The sequence below is a fragment of the Agrobacterium vitis genome (assembly GCF_014926405.1).
GTDB classification, from domain to species: Bacteria; Pseudomonadota; Alphaproteobacteria; order Rhizobiales; family Rhizobiaceae; genus Allorhizobium; species Allorhizobium vitis_H.
In genome coordinates this window covers 1,106,994-1,126,996 of the sequence record NZ_JACXXJ020000003.1, presented here as the reverse complement: position 1 = coordinate 1,126,996, position 20,003 = coordinate 1,106,994, and the positions used below count along the sequence as shown (strand labels likewise).

17 protein-coding genes are annotated in these 20,003 nt (G+C 58.7%); 11 read left to right on the top strand and 6 right to left on the bottom strand.

Going from position 1 to position 20,003, the window contains the following annotated elements; translation table 11 throughout:
- Positions 1-74: 74 nt before the first annotated feature.
- A complete protein-coding gene (locus tag IEI95_RS06360) occupies positions 75-1,121 on the top strand; it encodes a substrate-binding domain-containing protein (protein WP_156532008.1) in 1,047 nt (348 codons plus the stop codon).
- 75 nt (positions 1,122-1,196) lie between these two features.
- Here the strand turns inward: IEI95_RS06360 and IEI95_RS06355 are convergent, their stop codons facing one another.
- Positions 1,197-2,519 (bottom strand): O-acetylhomoserine aminocarboxypropyltransferase/cysteine synthase family protein, encoded by a 1,323-nt coding sequence (locus IEI95_RS06355; protein WP_156532009.1) that lies wholly within the window; start codon positions 2,517-2,519, stop codon positions 1,197-1,199.
- 343 nt (positions 2,520-2,862) lie between these two features.
- On the opposite strand from IEI95_RS06355, the gene IEI95_RS06350 reads away from it, so the two are divergent.
- The 10 genes from IEI95_RS06350 (at position 2,863) to IEI95_RS06305 (ending at position 13,952) form a co-directional block, all read left to right on the top strand.
- Positions 2,863-3,876, top strand: coding sequence for a sugar ABC transporter substrate-binding protein (locus IEI95_RS06350; protein WP_156532010.1), 1,014 nt, complete (start codon positions 2,863-2,865; stop codon positions 3,874-3,876).
- A gap of 196 nt (positions 3,877-4,072) precedes the next feature.
- Positions 4,073-5,626 (top strand): sugar ABC transporter ATP-binding protein, encoded by a 1,554-nt coding sequence (locus IEI95_RS06345; protein ID WP_156532011.1) that lies wholly within the window; start codon positions 4,073-4,075, stop codon positions 5,624-5,626.
- A complete protein-coding gene (locus IEI95_RS06340; RefSeq protein ID WP_156532012.1) occupies positions 5,616-6,677 on the top strand; it encodes an ABC transporter permease in 1,062 nt (353 codons plus the stop codon). Before IEI95_RS06345 ends, IEI95_RS06340 begins: the two co-directional genes overlap by 11 nt.
- Before the next feature lie 7 nt (positions 6,678-6,684).
- Positions 6,685-7,686, top strand: a complete 1,002-nt coding sequence (locus tag IEI95_RS06335) for an ABC transporter permease (RefSeq protein ID WP_194416164.1) — start codon at positions 6,685-6,687, stop codon at positions 7,684-7,686.
- Between the two features lie 240 nt (positions 7,687-7,926).
- Positions 7,927-8,763, top strand: a complete 837-nt coding sequence (locus IEI95_RS06330) for a transporter substrate-binding domain-containing protein (protein ID WP_156532013.1) — start codon at positions 7,927-7,929, stop codon at positions 8,761-8,763.
- A 161-nt stretch (positions 8,764-8,924) separates the two neighbouring features.
- Complete coding sequence (locus IEI95_RS06325; protein WP_156532014.1) at positions 8,925-9,671, top strand: amino acid ABC transporter permease; 747 nt, start codon at positions 8,925-8,927, stop codon at positions 9,669-9,671.
- Positions 9,668-10,450, top strand: coding sequence for an amino acid ABC transporter permease (locus IEI95_RS06320; protein ID WP_087729799.1), 783 nt, complete (start codon positions 9,668-9,670; stop codon positions 10,448-10,450). Before IEI95_RS06325 ends, IEI95_RS06320 begins: the two co-directional genes overlap by 4 nt.
- 12 nt (positions 10,451-10,462) lie before the next feature.
- Complete coding sequence (locus IEI95_RS06315; protein WP_156532015.1) at positions 10,463-11,248, top strand: amino acid ABC transporter ATP-binding protein; 786 nt, start codon at positions 10,463-10,465, stop codon at positions 11,246-11,248.
- A gap of 8 nt (positions 11,249-11,256) precedes the next feature.
- Positions 11,257-12,618: an MmgE/PrpD family protein gene (locus tag IEI95_RS06310; RefSeq protein WP_156532016.1), complete on the top strand. Its 1,362-nt coding sequence runs from the start codon at positions 11,257-11,259 to the stop codon at positions 12,616-12,618.
- Between the two features lie 32 nt (positions 12,619-12,650).
- The gene (locus tag IEI95_RS06305; protein WP_156532017.1) at positions 12,651-13,952 is read left to right on the top strand and encodes an LLM class flavin-dependent oxidoreductase; all 1,302 of its coding nucleotides are present in this window, start codon (positions 12,651-12,653) and stop codon (positions 13,950-13,952) included.
- A gap of 76 nt (positions 13,953-14,028) precedes the next feature.
- Here IEI95_RS06305 and IEI95_RS06300 read toward each other — a convergent pair whose 3' ends face one another.
- From IEI95_RS06300 to IEI95_RS06280, 5 genes are all read right to left on the bottom strand, one after another.
- Entirely contained in the window at positions 14,029-15,210 is a 1,182-nt protein-coding gene (locus IEI95_RS06300) for an acyl-CoA dehydrogenase family protein (RefSeq protein WP_156532018.1), read from the bottom strand.
- A gap of 51 nt (positions 15,211-15,261) precedes the next feature.
- Positions 15,262-16,365, bottom strand: coding sequence for an LLM class flavin-dependent oxidoreductase (locus IEI95_RS06295; RefSeq protein WP_156532019.1), 1,104 nt, complete (start codon positions 16,363-16,365; stop codon positions 15,262-15,264).
- 72 nt (positions 16,366-16,437) lie between these two features.
- Positions 16,438-18,159, bottom strand: a complete 1,722-nt coding sequence (locus tag IEI95_RS06290; protein ID WP_194416163.1) for an ABC transporter ATP-binding protein — start codon at positions 18,157-18,159, stop codon at positions 16,438-16,440.
- Positions 18,138-18,986: an ABC transporter permease gene (locus tag IEI95_RS06285; protein WP_156537898.1), complete on the bottom strand. Its 849-nt coding sequence runs from the start codon at positions 18,984-18,986 to the stop codon at positions 18,138-18,140. The genes IEI95_RS06290 and IEI95_RS06285 overlap by 22 nt, the downstream gene beginning before the upstream one ends.
- Positions 18,983-19,993 (bottom strand): ABC transporter permease, encoded by a 1,011-nt coding sequence (locus tag IEI95_RS06280; protein WP_156537897.1) that lies wholly within the window; start codon positions 19,991-19,993, stop codon positions 18,983-18,985. The genes IEI95_RS06285 and IEI95_RS06280 overlap by 4 nt, the downstream gene beginning before the upstream one ends.
- Positions 19,994-20,003 lie beyond the last annotated feature (10 nt).

Here is a 20,003-nt window from a genome sequence, read left to right as displayed (position 1 = left end):
AAATATGGTAGATTTTATTGATAATAATCCCCATGCGGCCCGATTGGTGGCCTTTGTTCAATATGGGGAACCCGATGACATCGATCCTGCGCCTTCTGGCATTTACCGCTCTTTCACCGTTGGTTTTAACGCAATCGGCTGTCGCGGCTGGCATTGCTGGCGCACCTGCGCCCTTTGACCAAGGCGGCGTCAAGCTGGCGCTGATCAGTTATATTTCCGCTGGCGATTTCTTTCAGGCTTATCAGGCGGGCGCACAGGCGCAGGCCAAGGCACTGGGCGTGGATCTGCGGATTTTCCCCGGTCGTCAGGATGCTGCCGAGCAGCGCGAGCAGATTTTGCAGGCCATTAATCTTGGCGTGCAAGGGATTGTCATTGACCACGGCCTGCCGGAATCGCTTGGTGATGTGGTGCAGCAGGCCCTCGACAAGGGCGTCAAGGTCGTGGCTTTCGATGTGAACCTGAACAACCCGAAAATTCCGCAGGTGGAACAATCCGACCACAAACTGGCCGAGTTGGCGCTGGATCAGGCGATCAAGGACAATGGCAAGAGTTTCAATGCTGGATATGCCTATGTCGCTGGTTTTGCACCCTTGGATCGCCGCAATGAAATCTGGGACAAGGTCAAAGCGGCCAACAGCGGCATTGTTGAAAAGGCGCGGTTCGGCACGGTGAGCGATACCACAGCCACTTCTACCGCCGATCAGGCCAAAGCGGTGTTTCGTGCCAACCCGGATATTTCCGTGGTGTTTGCGCCCTATGATGAATTCGCCCGTGGTGTCAAACTCGCTGCCGCCGATCTGGGCATCAGCGCCAAGCTGAAAATCTATTCGGCGGATATTTCCACCGCTGACATTCAGGAAATTGTTGAGGATGGCAGCCCGTGGGTGGCAACCGCTGCCACCAATCCGGCAGTCGTGGGTGCCGTTTCCATCCGCGCTGCCGCCTTGCAGATTGCCGGCGAAACGGTGCCGCATCAGATTATTGTCGATCCGGTTCTGGTGACGCAAAAGCAATTGCGGGATGCCAACGTCAAGACCATCGAAGATTTGGCCAAGAAAATTCCAAGCTTCTCGACAAGCTCTGCTGTCACGGCAAGCTGGATTCCGTCTGCTGCTTTTTGAGCACCTCCCTCCCAAGCAGGCTCTGCGCAGACAAAAACGGAAGCACCTAGCGGTGCTTCCGTTTTCCATGTTTGATCAGGCTGCCTTGCTGTTCTGCACGCCAGAAGATGCCGCATCGAGACCACGTTGGATATCGGCGATGATGTCATCGATATGCTCAATGCCGATGGAAAGGCGCACATAGCCCGGCGAAACGCCACTTGCGGCCTGTTCTTCGGCGGTCAGCTGGGAGTGGGTGGTCGAGGCCGGATGAATGGCGAGGCTGCGGGCATCACCAATATTCGCAACGTGATAGAGTAATTCGAGCCCGTCGATGAACTGGCGTCCAGCGTCCAGCCCGTCTTTCAGCTCAAAGCCGACAAGACCGCCATAACCACCCTTGAGATATTTATCGGCCCGCTCGCGCCATACGCCGCTCTGCTGAGATGGATAGATCACCTTGGCGATTTCCGGCCGCTTGGCCAGATACTCCGCAACGGCTGCGGCGTTTTTAACGTGGCGCTCAATGCGAAGCGGCAGGGTTTCAATGCCTTGCAAAAGCTGGAAGGCGTTGAAGGGTGAGAGTGCGGCTCCAAGGTCACGCAGCAGGGTCACACGCGCCTTGATGATATAGGCAATAGGACCAAGCGGCTTGGTGGCTTCCGTCCAGACTGCGCCGTGGTAGCTTGGGTCTGGTGTGTTCAAGGCTGGCTGGCGCTCTTTGTGGGCTTCCCAGTCGAAATTGCCGCCATCAACGATCAAACCGCCAATGGACGTGCCGTGGCCGCCAAGATATTTGGTGGAGGAATAAACAACCACAGCAGCGCCATGATCAAAAGGCCGCGCCAGCAAGGGGGCTGCGGTGTTGTCAACAATCAGCGGAATGCCGAATTCGCGGCCAATGCTTGCCACTTCGGCAATCGGGAAAACGGTCAGTTTCGGATTGGGCAAGGTTTCGGCATAATAGGCGCGGGTGCGCTCATCTGTGGCGCGGCGGAAGTTTTCCGGGTCTGTCGGATCAACAAAACGAACCTCAATACCCTGATCTTTCAGCGTGTTGGCAAACAGGTTCCATGTGCCGCCATAGAGATCGGTGGAGCTGACGATATTGTCGCCGACTTTGGCAAGGTTCTGGATCGCAAAGGCAGACGCCGCCTGACCGGAGGCAAGCGCCAATGCCGCAACGCCGCCTTCGATGGCTGCAATGCGCTGCTCAAGCACATCCACCGTTGGGTTGCCGATGCGGCTATAGATATTACCCAGCTCTTTCAGGGCAAACAGATTGGCCGCATGCTCCGTATCTCGGAACTGAAAAGACGTGGTCTGATAGATCGGAACGGCGACAGCCCCCGTCGTCGGGTCGGCGCGCCAGCCGGCATGAAGGGCCAGCGTTTCTGGATGCAATGGTTTGCTGCTCATCTATAACTCCCGTCCTGTGTTGAATTTCCGCCAGTCACCGCCCTGGATTTTTGCTATGCCTTTGGCCTCTGTGACGGTTGCATGATGGAATAATCCACCGATTAAGTAGAGAAATATTCTTCCCTTCTTTCGACACCGCTTAGAAATTGCGCCTGAGGGAAGAGCCGGTCGTCTGCTGCCTCTTAACGTCTCAGCGAAAAGCTGGCTGGGATGATCGCTGCGCCATTTCGGTGCTGATTGGGTCTGTTTTTTCCACTTGGTTTATCAAGACGCAAAATCCTTTCTCGGCCAAACAGCAAATAATCTTACTCTATAGAAAAACTAGACAACCGGAGAAGACGACATGTCGGGCGACGAATTCAACACTGAAATTGGACGGCGTCAGCTCATCAAGCTCTCGGCCTTTGCTGGCGCAGCAGTTGCGGGGGCAAGCCTGCTTGGTGTCAATGCTGCCCATGCAGCAGATGAAGCTCTCAGCCTGAAGGGCAAGCGGATCGGCATCAGCACGGCAGGGACCGACCATTTCTTCGACCTCCAGGCCTATAACGCCCAGATCGCTGAAGTGAAGCGCTTAGGCGGCGAACCACTTGCCGTCGATGCGGGCCGTAGCGATGGCAAGCTGGTGGCGCAACTCCAAACCCTGATCGCCCAAAAGCCGGATGCCATCGTGCAATTGCTCGGCACCTTGACGGTTATCGACCCCTGGCTAAAACGGGCACGTGACGCAGGCATTCCGGTTCTGACCATCGATGTCGGCTCCAGCCATTCGCTGAACAATTCGACCTCCGACAATTGGGGTATCGGCAAGGATCTGGCCCTGCAACTGGTCTCTGACATCGGTGGTGAAGGCAATGTCGTGGTTTTCAATGGCTTTTATGGCGTGACGCCCTGCGCCATCCGCTATGACCAGCTTGTCAACGTCATCAAATATTTCCCGAAGGTCAAGATTATCCAGCCGGAACTGCGCGACGTCATCCCCAATACCGTGCAGGACGCATTCGCCCAGGTCACCGCCATTCTGAACAAATATCCGGAAAAAGGCTCGATCAAAGCCATCTGGTCCGCCTGGGATATTCCGCAATTGGGGGCAACCCAGGCGCTGGCGGCAGCCGGGCGCACGGAAATCAAGACCTATGGCGTCGATGGTAGCCCTGAAGTGTTGCAACTGGTGGCGGATCCGGCCTCGCCTGCCGCCGCAGATGTTGCCCAACAGCCCGCCGAACTCGGTCGCCAGGCCATTCAGAATGTGGCGCTGCTGCTGTCCGGCAAGACCTTGCCGCGTGAGAGCTATGTGCCAGCCCTGCTGGCCAATAAGCAGACTGTCAACGAGGTCACCAAGAAGCTCGGGATCGGCTGATCGCCAAGGCAGCTGTTGGAACGCCACAGCTTATGCCAGGGCGCTAATACGAAGAATCATTGAAAATGATTCTTCGTATGCCGTTTTCGAATATCTCAAGCCCTTGACGCATTTGAGATATTCGAAATTCATTCAAGGCGAGGATGCGTCAGCATCTTCGAGACTTGGTATAAGTGGCTTTGCGAAGGACATTTTCATGCGTGACAGACAGCCTGCGGATGGCGATGCAATCCGCTTCCATGGCATTTCCAAACGGTTTGGTGGAGCAAGAGCGCTTGCCGACGTGTCCTTTGGCGTCCGCGCTGGAACGATCCATGGGCTTGTCGGCCAGAATGGTGCGGGAAAATCGACCCTGATCAAAATTCTTGCCGGTCTTCACCGGCAGGATGACGGAACGATCGAGATCGACGGGGTTGGAAGACCGGATCTGACGCCGCCGCTGGTCGAAAAACTGGGCATCCATTTCATTCATCAGGATCGCCTTCTGGTCCCGTCCTTCACGGTTGGCGAGGCCTTGTTTCTGGGGCGCGAACCGAAGATTGCTGGCACGCCATTTCTGGATCGGCGGGCCATGAAACGCCAGGCGCAGGCGATTTTGCAGGACTATTTCGGCCTGAGCCTGCCGACCAATGCATTGGTCGGCGAGCTGACCACCGCGCAAAAGCAGATCGTCCAGATCACACGCGCGCTGCTGGCAAAGCCCACGGTGCTGGTGTTCGATGAGCCGACGGCGGCGCTGGTGCGGCGCGAGGCCGATATGCTGTTTTCCCTGATCCGGCGGCTGCGGGACGAGGGGGTGACGATCGTTTATATCTCGCATTACCTGGCCGAAATCGAAGCGCTTTGCGACGACGTAACCGTGCTGCGCAATGGTGAGGTGGTTGCTAGCCGCGCGCTTGCCGGTCTTTCGGCAAAACAGATCGCAACCCTGATGGTGGAGCGCGACATTGCCGAGATGTTTCCAAAACCGGTCGTTGCCATGGGTGAGCGTCTGCTGGACGTTCGTGGTTTGACAGCCGAAGGCCGGTATGAGGACGTGTCCTTCAGCCTGCACCGGGGCGAAGTGCTCGGCATTACCGGTCTTTTAGGCTCCGGTGCCAAGGAATTGTTGCAAACGCTGTTTGGTTTGGAAACAGCAAGTGCTGGTGAGATTCAAACGAGCGAGACGGTGGTGTCATTTGCAAATCCTCGCCAAGCCGTGTTGCGCAATCTGGCGCTTGTTCCGGAAGACCGGCGCGGTAATGGCGTGGCCCTGGACCTCACGGTGGCGGAAAACACCACGCTTGCCAGTCTCGACCGTTTTTCGAGGGCGGGTTTTCTGAAGACCGGTCTCGAAAAGACTGCTGTGGACCAGCTGATCGGGCAATTGCAGATCAAGACGGCAGGCGGCGAAGCGCCGGTCCGAACCCTGTCCGGTGGTAATCAACAGAAGGTGGCGATTGCAAAATGGCTGAGCCGTCAATCGGAAATCTATCTTCTGGATGAGCCGACTGTTGGCGTCGATATCGGCGCGAAAGTCGAAATTTACCAGCTTATCGGTGAACTCATCGAAAAGGGTGCTGGCGTCATCATCTTGTCGTCCGACCTGCCGGAACTGGTTGGCATAACCGACCGGATTCTGGTGTTTTTCCGGGGCCGGATCACGGCGGAACTCACATCGAGCCAGACGACGGCGGACGCAGTCTTTGCGAGCGCGACCGGCTCGGATGCCGTGACGGGGTCGAAGGAAGGATTGCGCCATGTCGACTGAGGTCAATTCCGTTTCGATTGGCGTGAGGTCGCCAACAGCCACCCGCACACGTCATCACGGCTCGTCCCAGGGAGGTGAGCTTGCCCAGCCCCGCAAGGGTGCACCCTGGGGCGCGGCCTGGCTGCTACGGACCGGGTCCATACTCGGAATCCTCGGCGTCTTCCTGTTCTTTTCGCTGGCGGCGCCCTTCTTTTTTAGCCTCGGCAATCTGGGCAATGTGCTGGCGCAGTCGGCCATTCTCGGAGTGCTGGCCTTCGGGCTGACTCTTGTGATCATCGCGGGCGGGTCGAATGTTGTGACGGGCGGGATCGATCTGTCGCTGGCCGCCAATATGGGCCTCAGCGCAGCGGTCTATGCCAGCCTTGTGCAACTGGGATGGAGCGATGGCATTGCTGTTTTGGGGGCGTTGGCCACCGGATTGGTCATCGGTCTCGTCAATGCATTGGCTGTTGTCATTGTCGGTATCGTGCCGCTTCTGGCAACGCTTGCGGTGATGAATGTGGTGGCCGGTCTCGAACTGGTGTTGACCCAAAACACCGTCATTCCTGCCTCCACCGATTTTCTCTCACTGCTTTCAGCCACAGGGCCATTCGGTCTGCCGGTGCTGGCCTATGTTCTGCTGGGGGCAGCCTTGCTGGTCGGAGCTGTCGTCCAATATACCCCGCTGGGATTGAGGCTTTACGCGGTCGGTGAATTTCCGGAAGCAGCAAGGGCGGCGGGCCTCAGGGTCAAAACCCTGACGGCAGGTGCCTTCATCGCGGCGGGTCTGCTGGGCGGTATCGCCGGTATCCTCAATACGTCCTATCTCAGCGGCAGTTCCACCGGCGCTGGCGATATCTTGCTGACCGTCGTGGTGACCACGCTGCTGGGCTCGGTGTTTTCACGGCGGCTGGTGCCGACCATTCCCGGTACGCTGGTTTCGGCGATCTTTGTCGGTGTGCTGATCAATGGGTTTCAACTGCTCAATCTGTCGAGCACATTGGTGGCTGGCGTCCAGGGCGCGCTGATCCTTCTGGTCGTCTCGGCCACCACTTTGCTACGCAGGAGGTAGAGTCATCATGTCAACGGTTGACACCAAAACGCAGACGGCTGGGGCCTTGGCGTCCGGTTACCTGCGGATCGGATATCTGGTGCGCTATGCGCTAATCCTTGCCATCCTCGCGGTCATCGCGATATTTTCAACGGTGGCGCCAAGCTTTCTGACGGGCGCCAACCTGTTGAGTGTGCTGGTCAACAATGTTGCATTGCTCGCCATCGTGTCGATTGCGATGACCTTTGCCGTTGCCTCCGGCGGCATCGATCTTTCGGTTGCGACGGCGGTGGATTTTGCCAGTTTCACCTTTGTCTCGCTGGTGCTGGGTGGTGTGCCCGTCGGCTTCGCGGTGCTGGCGGCAATCTTTGTCGGCGGACTGGTCGGTGCCTTGAATGGTCTGTTGATTTCGGCAATCGGCATCTCACCGTTTCTGGCGACGCTTGGAACGCTGTTCATCGGCCGCAGCGTGCAGCAATTGCTAACCAATGGCGGCAATCCGGTCTATCTGTCCCAAGTCGCCATTCCGCCAGGCTTTTCGTTTATCGGTCATGGGCAGCTGCTTGGCGTACCCGTGCCGCTGGTCGTCACGCTGTCGCTGATTGTTTTGACTGGTGTGCTATTGTCAATGACCCGTTTCGGGCGGGTCCTGACGGCCATCGGCACCCAAGCCAGCGTGGCGCGCTATTCCGGCCTGTCTGTCGCCTCAGTTGTTGCAAGCGCCTATATTCTGGCCGGCCTGATTGCCGCGATTGCTGGCATCCTTTTGACGGCAACGGTCAATGTCTACATTCCATCATCCGGGAATGCCTTCCTGCTGAATGCCATTGGCGCGACCTTTATCGGCACGACACTCCATCCGCTGCGCCGTCCCAATGTGGTTGGCACCGTGCTTGGCGTTCTGCTGCTTGGCCTCGTCTCGAACGGGTTGCTGCTGTCCGGTTTGAATTTCTATTGGCAACAGGTTGCAACGGGCCTGCTGATTTTCTCCGTGCTAGCCCTGAGCTTCAAAACGGCGCGCCCGTCGTGATCGGTAAAGACAGGTCTCGGAGCCTATAGGGGAAACAAGTGTTGCCTTGTTGGTGCAGTCTCAAACTTACCAGGATCGTGCGTCTGCCAAACAGGCGAAGCCAGGGAGGAATGAAGAAAATTCTACTTTAGTCGTAATCTCCGGTAGACCGATCCTTGATGGCTGCGTATGGAGGAACGCCATTGCTCGTGATCGGTGCGGCTCTTCAATACGGTGTCGCCAAAAATAAGGAGCCTCTCCATGCTGTCCGCCACCATGACCAAGACAATCTTTGGGCTTGTTCTTTCGATATCCACCCTTGCAGCAACCCATGCCTCGGCCGATGCCACGCTTGACCGCATCAAGGGACGTGGCAAGCTCACTGTCGGCGTCATCCTGTCTGGCGCACCTTTTGGTTATATCGATCCGAAAAGCCAGGAGCAGAAAGGCTTTAACGTCGATATTGCCCAGGCACTGGCTGATGATCTCGGGGTCAAGCTGGAAACGGTGACGGTTACGCCGCCCAACCGCGTGCAGTTTCTCCAGCAGGGCAAAGTTGATATCCTGATCGCCAATATGCAGTATACCGAAGACCGTGCCAAGGTGCTGGATTTTGTGCCGACGCCTTATGATCGCAGCGGCGGTGCTGCCGTGGTGCGTAAGGATAGCGGTTTGAAGGATTGGGCGGACCTGAAGGGCAAGCCGGTCTGCGTCTCGCAGGGTTCCAACTATACCCAGCCGCTGATCGAGGAATATGGTGCCATCGTCAAGGCGCTGCCAAGCCAGCCGGAATCGCTGCTGGCGCTGCAAGGCGGCAATTGCGTGGCTGCTGTGCATGTCGGCGCAACTGTGGGGCTGTTGTTGCAGGATCGCCCGGAGGAATGGAAGGACTATGCTATTCCGTTCCCAACCGAACTGGTTCCCTCGGACTCGGTCATCTGGCTGCGCAAGGGCGAGAAGGATACCCAGGCCGCCCTCGACAACGCCGTTAAAAAACTGCATGTTTCCGGCAAACTGCTCGATTTCGCCAAGTCCAGCCGCCTGCTGAATACCGACTATCTCGAGCAGGAACACAAGGCGCTCGCTGCGACCAAGTAAGACGAAGGCGCGAAGATGCTCAGGCATCTTCGACTTCAGAGGATTTCGAATATCTCAAACCCATCAAAGGCTTGGGATATTCGAAAATGAAATACGGCGCGTCATTTTCCAAGACTTATGGTACAAGACTCGTTGTATCAGCGGCGCAACGGTAGAGACACATGCAGGATATCAATCTCACCGATCTGTTCGTGCGTCTGACGGGCAGTATCGGTCTTAATTTTGAGTTCCTGGCAACGGGATATGAGGCGCAGATCTGGCGGGATGGTTTTTTGACCACGCTTTATCTGGTGGCTTTGCTCATTCCCGTCAGTTTGCTGTTTGGTCTGCTGTTTGCGGCCTGCCTGACATCGGGAAGGTCATGGCTTTCCGCGCCGGTGCGGGCGTTCGTGGAGGTGACCCGCAATACGCCGACGCTGGTACAGCTGATGTTCAGCTTTCTGGTGTTGAACACGGTTGTGTCCAATCTTGTCGGTGGCACGCAGAACAATCCGCTGACGCCGTTTTTTTGGGTGGTTGCGGTGGTGGGCCTGCATGTGGCGGCCTTGCATTCCGAAGCGATCCGCGCCGGGATCGAAGCCGTGCCAGCTTCGACGATTGAGGCGGCTCGCGGCATTGGCTTCAGCCAGTTCCAGATCCTGCGTTACGTCGAGGTGCCGCTTGCCTTTCGGGCGTCGCTACCGGCCATCGTCAACAACCTGATCAATCTCGTCAAGCTGACGACGGTCGGCAATGCAATTGCCGTCAGCGAAATCACCTATGCGTCGATCATGGTCTGGACCCAGCGTGACAATGTCATAGAGTTGATGATCGTTATCCTGGCCTTCTTCAGCCTCATCAATTTGGTCGTCGCCCGCGTCGGCCTTTGGGTGGAGCGCAAGCTCGCCATTCCGGGATATGGGCTATGATGTCGCCAATGCTTCACAACCATGCGGGCCGCAGCCCCGCGCTGCGCAATATAGCTCTTGTCGCATTGCCGCTAGCGATCCTTATCTGGGCGCTGGCCGATCTGTCGCTTGGCCGTGAACTGGTGCAATGGCTTCCCTATCTCGGCTCCGGCTTTGCGATGAACATCGTCATCAGCCTGTCGGCGATGACGCTGGGAAGCGTGCTGGGCATCCTGCTTGGCATGCTGCAAATGGTGCCATTCCGGCTGGTCCGCTACCCGGCTGCGGTCTATGTGCAGGTGTTTCGCAATGCGCCGCATCTGGTGCTGATCTTTGCGACAACCTATATCTTTCCCTTCGAGATCATCGTCTTTGGCAATTATCTATCCTTTCCCGATTGGGTGAAAGCCATGGTCGGTCTCGCCATCCCGGCAAGCGCCTATATCGCCGAAATCACCCGTGGTGCCATTCTGTCCATTCCGACCGCGCAATGGGAGGCGGCGCAAGGCCTTGGCTTTTCACGCTGGCAGGCGCTGCGCTGGATCATCCTGCCGCAATGCCTGCGCCGATCACTGCCGCCATGGATGAATGTGCTTGCCTCAATCACCATGGGGACTTCGCTGGCCTCGCTGGTCGGCGTCCATGAACTTCTCCATGCTGCCACCGATGCCAGCACATCCGTGCGCCGGCTTGATTTTACCGTCATTGCCTATGTTGTGGTAATGGCCGCCTTCTTCGCGCTTTGCTACCCGATCGCCCGCCTGACCCGCCGCCTGGAGCGCCGTTTCAAGGCGGCCTGAGGATTTGAGAGAATGATTGCAAATACCGACAATGCCATCGTCCGCTTGGAAGACGTGCACCTGTCCTTCGGCCAGACGCAGGTGCTGAAGGGCATCGACCTGACGGTCAACAAGGGCGATGCCGTGTCGATCATCGGTCCCTCCGGCTCGGGCAAATCCACCATCCTGCGCTGCATCAACGCGCTGGTGACGGCCCAAAGCGGTCGCATCACCGTGGCGGGGACCCGCGTGGACCAATTGACCAAGGAAAGCGAACGCATTGCGCTGCGCAAGCGGGTCGGCATCGTCTTCCAGCAATATAATCTCTTTCCGCACCTGACGGTGCTCGACAATATCATGCTTGCCCCGACCCGCATTCTGGGGACGGCAAGACGCGAAGCGGAAAAGGTCGCGCGTGAATTGCTGGACAAGGTGCGGCTTGGCGAAAAGGCTGATGCTTATCCGGGCCAGCTCTCCGGTGGGCAGCAGCAGCGCGTGGCGATTGCCCGGGCGCTGGCGATGAAACCCGATCTCGTGCTGTTCGACGAGGTCACATCGGCGCTCGATCCCGAAACCGTCGGCGAGGTCTTGTGGGTGATCCGTGACCTGATCCGCGAGGGCATGACCAGCATTCTCGTCACCCATGAAATGCGCTTTGCCGAAGAGATCAGCGACACGGTGGTGTTTACCGAGAATGGCCGCATCGTTGGCCAAGGCTCGCCGGAGCAGATCTTCCATAAGAGCGACAATCCGCGTATCCGCCAGTTCGTTGGCGGGTTGTCGGGCCGGGGTACGGTGCGCGAAGGCGAAGGCATATAGGAGCCGCCATGACGACGACCATAGCCGCGCCACTGACCAGCGCTTTCGCAGGGGCAATTGTGCAGTCTGAGCCGGGCCGCGACAATGCGGCGATGGCAGCAGCGCGTACCGCGATCATTGATTTTCTGGCCTGCGCGATCGCTGGAGCGGGCGAGCGGACAACGGCTATCGTCGCAACCGCACTCGGCGGGAGTATCGGCGGCGACGCCATCCTGATCGGCAGCGCGCGCCGCGCCGATCCGTTGGTTGCGGCTGTCGTCAACGCCTATGCGGGTCATGTGCTTGACTATGACGATGTGCATTCCAGCGTGCGCGGCCATCCGACGACCGTGATCATTCCGGCATTGCTTGCCCTGGCTGCGGAGCGCGAATTTACCGCAGATGCAATGATCGCATCCTACGTTGTCGGGCTGGAGGCCATGGCCCGGCTTGGCCTGTCGCTCGGTTCCCGGCATTACGAAAACGGTTTTCACGCCACGGCGACCCTTGGCACTGTGGGTGCTGCGGCAGCGATCTGCCATGTGACGCAGGCATCACCGGAAGAAACGGCGGTGGCGCTTGGCCTTGCCGCCACGCAATCCTCCGGCCTCAGGTTGCAGTTTGGTTTCGATGCCAAGCCCTATCATGCGGGCATGGCGGCGCGCTCCGGCCTGTTGGCGGCGCGGCTGGCCTCGGCAGGTTTCGGAGGCGCGCCGGATTTCCTCGATAATCCGGTTGGCTTTCATTCCGCCTATGCTTTTGGAGCCGGGCATCCTGAATCAATCGTTGAGAACTGGGGTACGCCCTGGCAGATCGTGTCGCCCGGCCTGACGCTGAAAGCCTATCCCTGCTGCACGGCCAGCCATCCGGTCGCCTCCCTCGGCATAGACCTGCATCGCGAGGGCCTTGCCGCTGACGCCATCGACACGATCACCTTCACCTATCCGCCCGGTGCCGATGCTGCACTCGTCGTCACCAAGCCGACAAATGGGATCGAGGCGCGCTTCAGCCCGGAATATGTCTTTGCCGCCAGCCTGATCGACGGAGCCTTGCGGCTGGACCATTTCGATGAGCGGCCTGTGGAGCCAAGGTTGATGGCACTCGCTGCCCGCGCTGGTCGGCGGCATCAGGAGAATGCTCCCCGGATGTCGAGCGATCCGAAGACGCGGTTTGTCATCCTCGATATCGTGCTGAGAGACGGCGGGACCATCCAGCGCCGGTTCGACGGCCTGCCTGGGCTTGCCGATCCAGCCGACAAATTCCGCGAGGCGACCGCGGCGGATGCCTCCTTTGCCGAAATCCCTTCGCTCGTCCGGGATATGCGCAGCAGTGCCGATCTGCGCCACCTGCTTGCCCTTCTTAACCAGGACGCCTCCAATACCCGTAAATGACGCCATACCCAAACGTGACGAAAGACTGTGCCATGACCCGCAAGAGAGAAATTCACCTCGGCCTGTTCCTGCAAGGGGCTGGCCACCATGTCTCCGGCTGGCGGCATCCGAATGCGGAAGCCGGTAGCGAAAATTTCGACCTGCTGCGTCGCGTCTCGCAGCTCGCCGAGCAGGCGAAATTCGACATGGTGTTCCTGGCCGACGGGCTGACGAGCGGCGTCGATGCGCATCCCTCGACCATTGCCCGGTTCGAACCGCTGACCCTGTTGGCGGCACTTGCCATGGTGACCGAAAAGATCGGCCTTGCCGCAACCGCCTCGACCACCTATGGCGAGCCCTACCATGTGGCCCGCGCCTTTTCCTCCATTGACCACTTGAGCCATGGGCGTGCCGCTTGGAATATCGTCACCACATCCTATGCCCGGACCGCCAATAATTTTTCCAAATCCCATCCAGGCCATGACGAACGCTACGCCGTCGCCGAAGAATTTGTCGATGTGGTGCGCGGTCTTTGGGATAGCTGGGATGACGATGCCTTCATCAAGGACAAGCAGAACGGCATCTATGCCGATCCCAATAAGGTGCATCTCCTCGACCACGCGGGCAAATATTTCTCGGTCAAAGGTCCGCTGAATATTCCACGGTCTCCGCAGGGCCATCCAATTCTGATTCAAGCCGGCTCATCCGGTCCGGGGCAAGACCTCGCGGCCCGGACCGCCGATGTGGTGTTCACGGCTCAGCAAAGCCTTGATGAAGCACAGGCTTTCTACAAAAGCCTCAAGGATCGTGTCACCGGTTTTGGCAGGCATCCCGATGATGTCGCGGTCATGCCGGGCTTTCTGCCGGTCATCGGCCGCACGGCACGGGAGGCTGCCGACAAGCTGGCCGAACTCGACCAATGGACCGAGCTGAAAAGTGCCATGCCGCTGCTCGAAGAGCGGATAGGCCATAGTCTTGCCGATTACGATCCTGACGGCCCGCTGCCGGACCTGCCGATTTCCGACCAGCTGCGCAGCCGCGCCGAACTGCTAACCGCGTTGGCTCGCCGGGAGAATCTGACCATTCGGCAATTGGCCCTACGGGTTGCCGCCGGGCGGGGACATCATATCGTGCTCGGCACGCCCGAAGATATCGCCGACCGTATGCAGCAATGGTTTGAAACACGCGCCGCCGATGGCTTCAACATCATGCCGCCTTTCTTCCCGGAGGGCCTGGAGGATTTCACTCGTCTGGTGGTGCCAATCCTTCAGGAACGTGGCCTGTTCCGGACAGACTATAGTGGTGTGACATTACGCGATCATCTGGGCGTATCCCGGCCAAACCTGTCCTCTTGATGAGGTAAGGCTTATACCAAGACGAGGATGCTTACGTATCCTCGTTTTGACGGCATTTCCAAACACCACCATGCCATCAGGCGGTTTTCAGCGCGGAGTGTTTTGCGACCGGATTTAGCTGTGCCGTTTCCTGGCGCTGCCAGCGGTCAAACGCCGCACGGCCGAGGATCGACAGGGATGTATCTTCCTGCGGAGCATGAACAAGCACGGCCTGAATGTCACGGAAGTGGCGTTCAAGCCCGATATCGGCGTTAAGGCCCGGATTGCCGATGCCGCGCACGGCGATTTCCACGGCGCTCCGCAACTGGCGGCCAGCGATAAGTCTGGCACGCATCAGTCGTTCCGCATCGCCTTGACCGGACAAAAGCGCATCGAAGATAATCTGGCGCGCGCCGCCGACCAGCAGGTCGATTTCGCCTGATAGCGTTATGAACCGTTCGGTAAGGGCGATGGGATGGCCCAGATTGGTTGGAACACGGTCATGGGCGAAATGGTTGAAGGCGGCTTGTGCCGCTTCAGCAACCCCAAGATAGATCGCCGTCAGCGCAAGTGTAATCGGCGCATGGCCGCGATTGTCCTGCTGGGCGATTTCTGTACCGGTCAGATCCAGTACATTTTCGAGAGGGATTTCGACATCGGCATAGTCAACATCATGCGAGCCTGTCGCCCGCATGCCGAGGCTGTTCCAGTTTTCGATGACGCTTATGCCGGGCAGTCCATTCTGCACAATAAAGGTTCCGACGCGGGTTGGCGTTTCGTCCGTATGCGCCCAGACCAGGAAATGCGTAAGGCCATGCGCACCCGTTACGAAACGCTTACGACCAGTGATCGACCAGCCTGTCGAGGTGCGGCGGGCACGTGTTGCCGGCAGGCCGCCACGGGCTGGCGATCCAAGCTCCGGCTCGACCCGGGCAGCGTTTAGCAGCAAGGGGCGCTGTTTTGCCTCGGCAAGGAGCCGTTGATAGAGATCTTCAGGCCAATGGTTTCTTGAGGCTTGGCCGAGGTGATTGAAGATTGTCATGGCGCTGATCAGAGCAACCGATGGATCGCCACGGCCAAGAGCCGCCAGAATATGTGCGGCATCGTAGAGCGTCCCACCCTGGCCGCCATATCGCGTCGCAACGGTGCTTTCGAGAAGTCCACTGTCGTGAACGGCACGAATGCCCGCCCACGGAAACTGTCCGCTGCGGTCAGCATCCGGCGCGGCCTTTGCAACGATCCGCACGGTTGCGTCAAGCAGGGTTTGATCATGGGCCATGGTTTTGAAGCCTTTTGAATGTCTGTCTATAAAGCCGCCGGGTGACGCTCATCACGCGGCGGCCTTCTTCCTGGCCTCTTCGCGTTCACGGATGCCTTCGCGGACCAGCGGCAGGACATAGCGACCATAATCCACGGCATCATTGTAGTTGTCATAACCACGGATCGAGATCAGGTCGGCGCCGAGGTCGATATAGTCCAATATGGAATCGGCGATGGTGCGAGGAGAACCGACCAAGGCGGTGGTTGCGCCGCTAGCGTTTGTGGCCGTCACTGTCGGATACCAGAGAGCCCGGTCGTGAACATCGCCGCGTTTGGCGATATCCAGAAGACGCTGTGAGCCGACATTGGCTGGAGGCGGCGCGGACAAGGGTGTCCTGCTGAGGCCTTTCTCGCGATTTTCGTTCAGCGTGTCGAGAATGCGGTGGGCTTTCTGCCAGGCCAATTCGTCAGTCTCGGCAATGATCGGACGGAAGGTGACCCAGATGCGCGGGCGATCCTTGCGTCCGGCCTTGGCCGCCTCGGCATAGATGCGGTCGATTTGTTGTTTGGTTTCTGCCAAAGGCTCGCCCCAAAGGCCAAAAATATCGCATAACGAGCCGCCAATCCGATAGGCAGCATCCGACGAGCCGCCGAGCGAGATCGGGATCAGGCCGTTGGTCGGGCGCACGGCACTGCGGAACTGTTTGAACTGGTAGTATTTCCCATCGAAATCGAAGGGTTCTGTCGAGGTCCAGGCCAGACGCAGAATGCGGATATATTCTTCCTGACGCTCGTAGCGTTGCTCCTTGGTCAGAAAATCACCCTCGCGGGCCTGCTCCTCATCACTGCCGCCGGCGATGAAATGGACGACAACACGGCCGCCGCTCAACTGGTCCAGTGTTGCCAGCGATTTCGCCGCAACGGTCGGGTAGATGGTGTTCGGGCGCAGGGCGACAATGATCTTGATTTGCTTGGTATGGGCCAGAATGGTCGCACCCAGCGTGAAAGGATCAAAGGAAGCGGAAGAATAGGGGATCAGTGTGTAGTTGAAACCGTAATCGTCCAGCGCACGTGCGTAGCGTTGCAGGAAATCGGGGTCCACCGGCGCATCGGGGATGGGGCGAAGATCATTCGATCCGTTGGCGAAACTTGCGCTAATGAATTCGGCAGCCATTCTGTGCATACTCCATTTGGTTTTGAGTCTTTGGTGAACGCTATGCTGAGGTCTTGTCCTGCGCGGTTGCGATCACGCGAGTTCGTCCTGTTTGAAAACAGCGCGGGCACCCGAGCGCGTCGCGTGGGTGCTACCTGAGGGGATCGAGGCCAGCAGCGACCGGGTATAGGATTGGCGGGGAGTGTCGAAGACGGCTTTGACGGTGCCGTGCTCGACGATGCGTCCGCGATGCATGACCGAGACGGTATGGGCCAACTGGCGCACCAGGGCGAGATCGTGGGAAACGAACACATAGGTCAGGCCCAGATTGGCCTGTAGCGTCAAAAGCACGTCAACAATATCGGCCTGGACACTGACGTCGAGCGCTGAAGTCGGCTCATCCAGCACGATAACATCCGGCTTTAAAACCAGCGATCGGGCGATGGCGACGCGCTGACGCTGGCCACCGGACAGTGCGCCCGGCTTGCGGCCAAGCAAATGCTCGCCCAGCCCGACATTGGACAGGGCTTCGCGCACCCGCTCGCTTCGCTCCTTTGCAGTGCCAATCTTGAACCGGTCCAGCGGCTCGCGTACCAGATTCTCGATTTTCCAGGTGGGATCGAGTGAGGTGAAAGGGTTCTGGTAGACGAGTTGAAGATGGCGCCAAACGGCTCGTCTGGACTGGGGATTACGGCTTGAAAACTGCTCACCGGCGACCGAGATCTGGCCGGTATCGGGTTCCTCAAGGCCCAGAAGCAGCCGGATCGTCGTTGTCTTGCCAGAGCCGGATTCACCAACCAGAGCGTGTGTATTGCCTGATGGTACGGAGAATGTCACATTATCGACAGCTGTCAGGGATTTGCCATCGACCGTGAAGGTCTTCGTCACACCTTTGACCTCGATTTTGGTGTCAGTACCCGCAGCATTGTTTAGCCTATGAAACCCGCCATCGCGCAGCTTGGCATAACGATCAGGATTGAGGGCGGGAACATTGGCATGCAGCTTTCTGGCATAGGCCGAAGCCGGTGCGGCAAAGACAGCCTGGGTATTGCCCGCCTCCTGCACAACGCCATCCTTCAGCACGACCAGTTGATCTGCCCGCTCGGAAGCGATTGCGAGGTCGTGGGTGATCAGCAGGAGGCTGATATCCAGATCCTGCTGAAGTCGTGTCAGAAGGTCGAGGATGCGCTTCTGGATCGTCACATCCAGTGCGGAGGTCGGCTCGTCCGCCACCAGAAGGGCCGGGCGCGGCAGTACGGCAAGGCCGATCAGCACCCGTTGAAGCATGCCGCCTGACAGTTGATGCGGATAGGAATCGTAGACGCGACCCGGCTTGTCGAGGCCGACCTCCGCGAATGTGTCCAGGATCAGCGCTTTGCGGATGGCTTTGTCTTGTTCACCGAGAAGGGCTGCCGCTTCCATGGCTTGCGCGCCGATGGTGCGCACCGGGTTGAGCGCGTTGCCGGGATCTTGCGGAACAAAGCCGATAGCGCGCCCCCGCAGAGGCCGGAACTTACGTTCGGCAAGGCTCAAGATGTTCTGATCGTTGAACTCGATTTTTCCCGTCGCATGTCCGCCTTGGGGTAATAGCCTCAGAATGGCCCGCGCGATGGTTGATTTGCCCGAGCCGGATTCTCCAATCAACGCCAGGCTCTTGCCTCGGTCCAGCTCAAACCCGGCAGTCTTCACGACTTGGCGAGCCCCATAGAATACCGACAGGTCTTCAACTCTCAGCAGCGGAGCGGATGGCTGGAGCGATGGAGCAGCGGTTGCAAACCAGGGGAGTGTGGAGGTCAGTCTGTCTTGCGGAGCCATCGGCTGATCCTGTTGACGGAGAGGACGGTTGCGATCACGGCGAACGCAGGCGCGTAAACCAGCCACGGCCATTTGAGGTAATCCTTGCCGATTGAAATCAGCAGGCCCCAATCCGAGGCGGGTGGCGGATCGCCATAGCCGAGGAAGGCAAGACCGGCGATCACCAGAATGGAAAGGCCAAATTGCAGGACGGCAAGCGTCAGAAGCGAGCGTGACGCATTTGGAAACACGTGGCGCAGAAGGATATACCAACGTGACCCTCCCAGCAGAAACGATGCCTCGACGAAGGTCGCTTGCCGGGTTTTGATCACCTCTGCCCGCATCACCCGGGCAAAGACCGCCACGGCGGAGACGCCGGTCGCGATGGCGGCATTGGTGGTGGTGAAGCCGAGTGCGGTGACGACGATAATCGCCAGCAGGAAGCTGGGGATCGCCAGCAGCATATCGACCAGGCGCGCCAGCACGATATCGACCCAGCCACCGAGAAAGCCGGCCAGAAGGCCAATGAGGCCACCGACGACAACGCCAATGACAACCGCGATCAGCGCACTGGTCACCGAAGACGCAGTGCCATAGACGACGCGCGCGTAAAGGTCGCGCCCGAGCTGGTCTGTGCCGAACCAATGCTGTGCGCTGGGTGCCAGCAGTTTTTGAGCGGGAACGCCGACGACGGGGCTATGGCTTGTGAACAAGCCGGGGGCGAGCGCCCAGGCGATCACCAGGGCAATGATGGCGAACGAGATGAACACCGTTGGCGGCATGTGGACTGCCGACCATTTTTTGGCTGCCTGCACACCACCATTCGAGGAGGAAAAAGCGATCGTCATATCGTCACCGCACGGGAGGTTTCGGTAGAGCTTGTGTCCTCAGCGGACGTGCGAGGCCGTTGGACGCCGAGGAGTTTCACTCGCGGGTCAAGCAGGGGATAGACGAGGTCTGCGATCAGGTTGACGAGAACGAAGGCCACTGCTGCCAGCGAGACGACCGCCTGAAGAACAGGCAGATCCTGTGTTGTGACCGAGCGCTGCACCAGGCTGCCGATGCCCGTTCGCCCAAAAACCGTTTCGGTTATCAGCGAACCACCCAGCAACTCGCCGACGGTCAGGGCAATCACGGTGACCACCGGCAATGATGAGGGCTTCAACAGGTGTTTGAAAAACATCTGCGCCTGGGAAAGACCTCGACCCCGCGCCACAGTGGCATAGTCCTGGCTTGCTTCATGGTCGAGGTTGGCAATCAGAACTTCCGCTATCTGTGCGGAGACGGGAATGCCGAGTGCAATTGACGCAAACAGGGTTGCCCAGACACTATCCGGTTCAATGACCCGGAAAATGCCCAGCTGGAAGCCGAAAATATGGATCAGGGCCAGCCCGATGACGAAATTCGGGACCGATAGGAACAGGGAGGGAAACCCCCGCAGCAGGCCCTGTCCGAACCGTTTTGGCAGAAACTGCGTGCCGTAGGCAATCACCAGCGCCAGGGCAAGCGCGAAGGCAAGGGCCGTCGATGCAAGGATCAGCGTTGAGGGCAGGACTTCGGCAATCAGCGCCGCCACCGGGCGGCTGGAGCGCATCGACAGGCCGAAATCGCCGGTGACGAAGTGAGAGAGTGACGTCCACAATTGGACCGAAATCGGCTTGTCCAATCCCTGGGCGGCGATGATCTCGGCAATCTCCGCCTCGGTGAAGCCGTTTTGCGGATCACGCAGGACGGAGGTGACCGGGTCGCCCGGCAGAATGCTGACCACCACGAATGTAAAGACATAGGCCATCAGGATGACCACAAAAGCTTGGGCCAGTCGTTTTGCAGCATATGTCAAGTAGGCGTTGCGCATACCGAGGCCT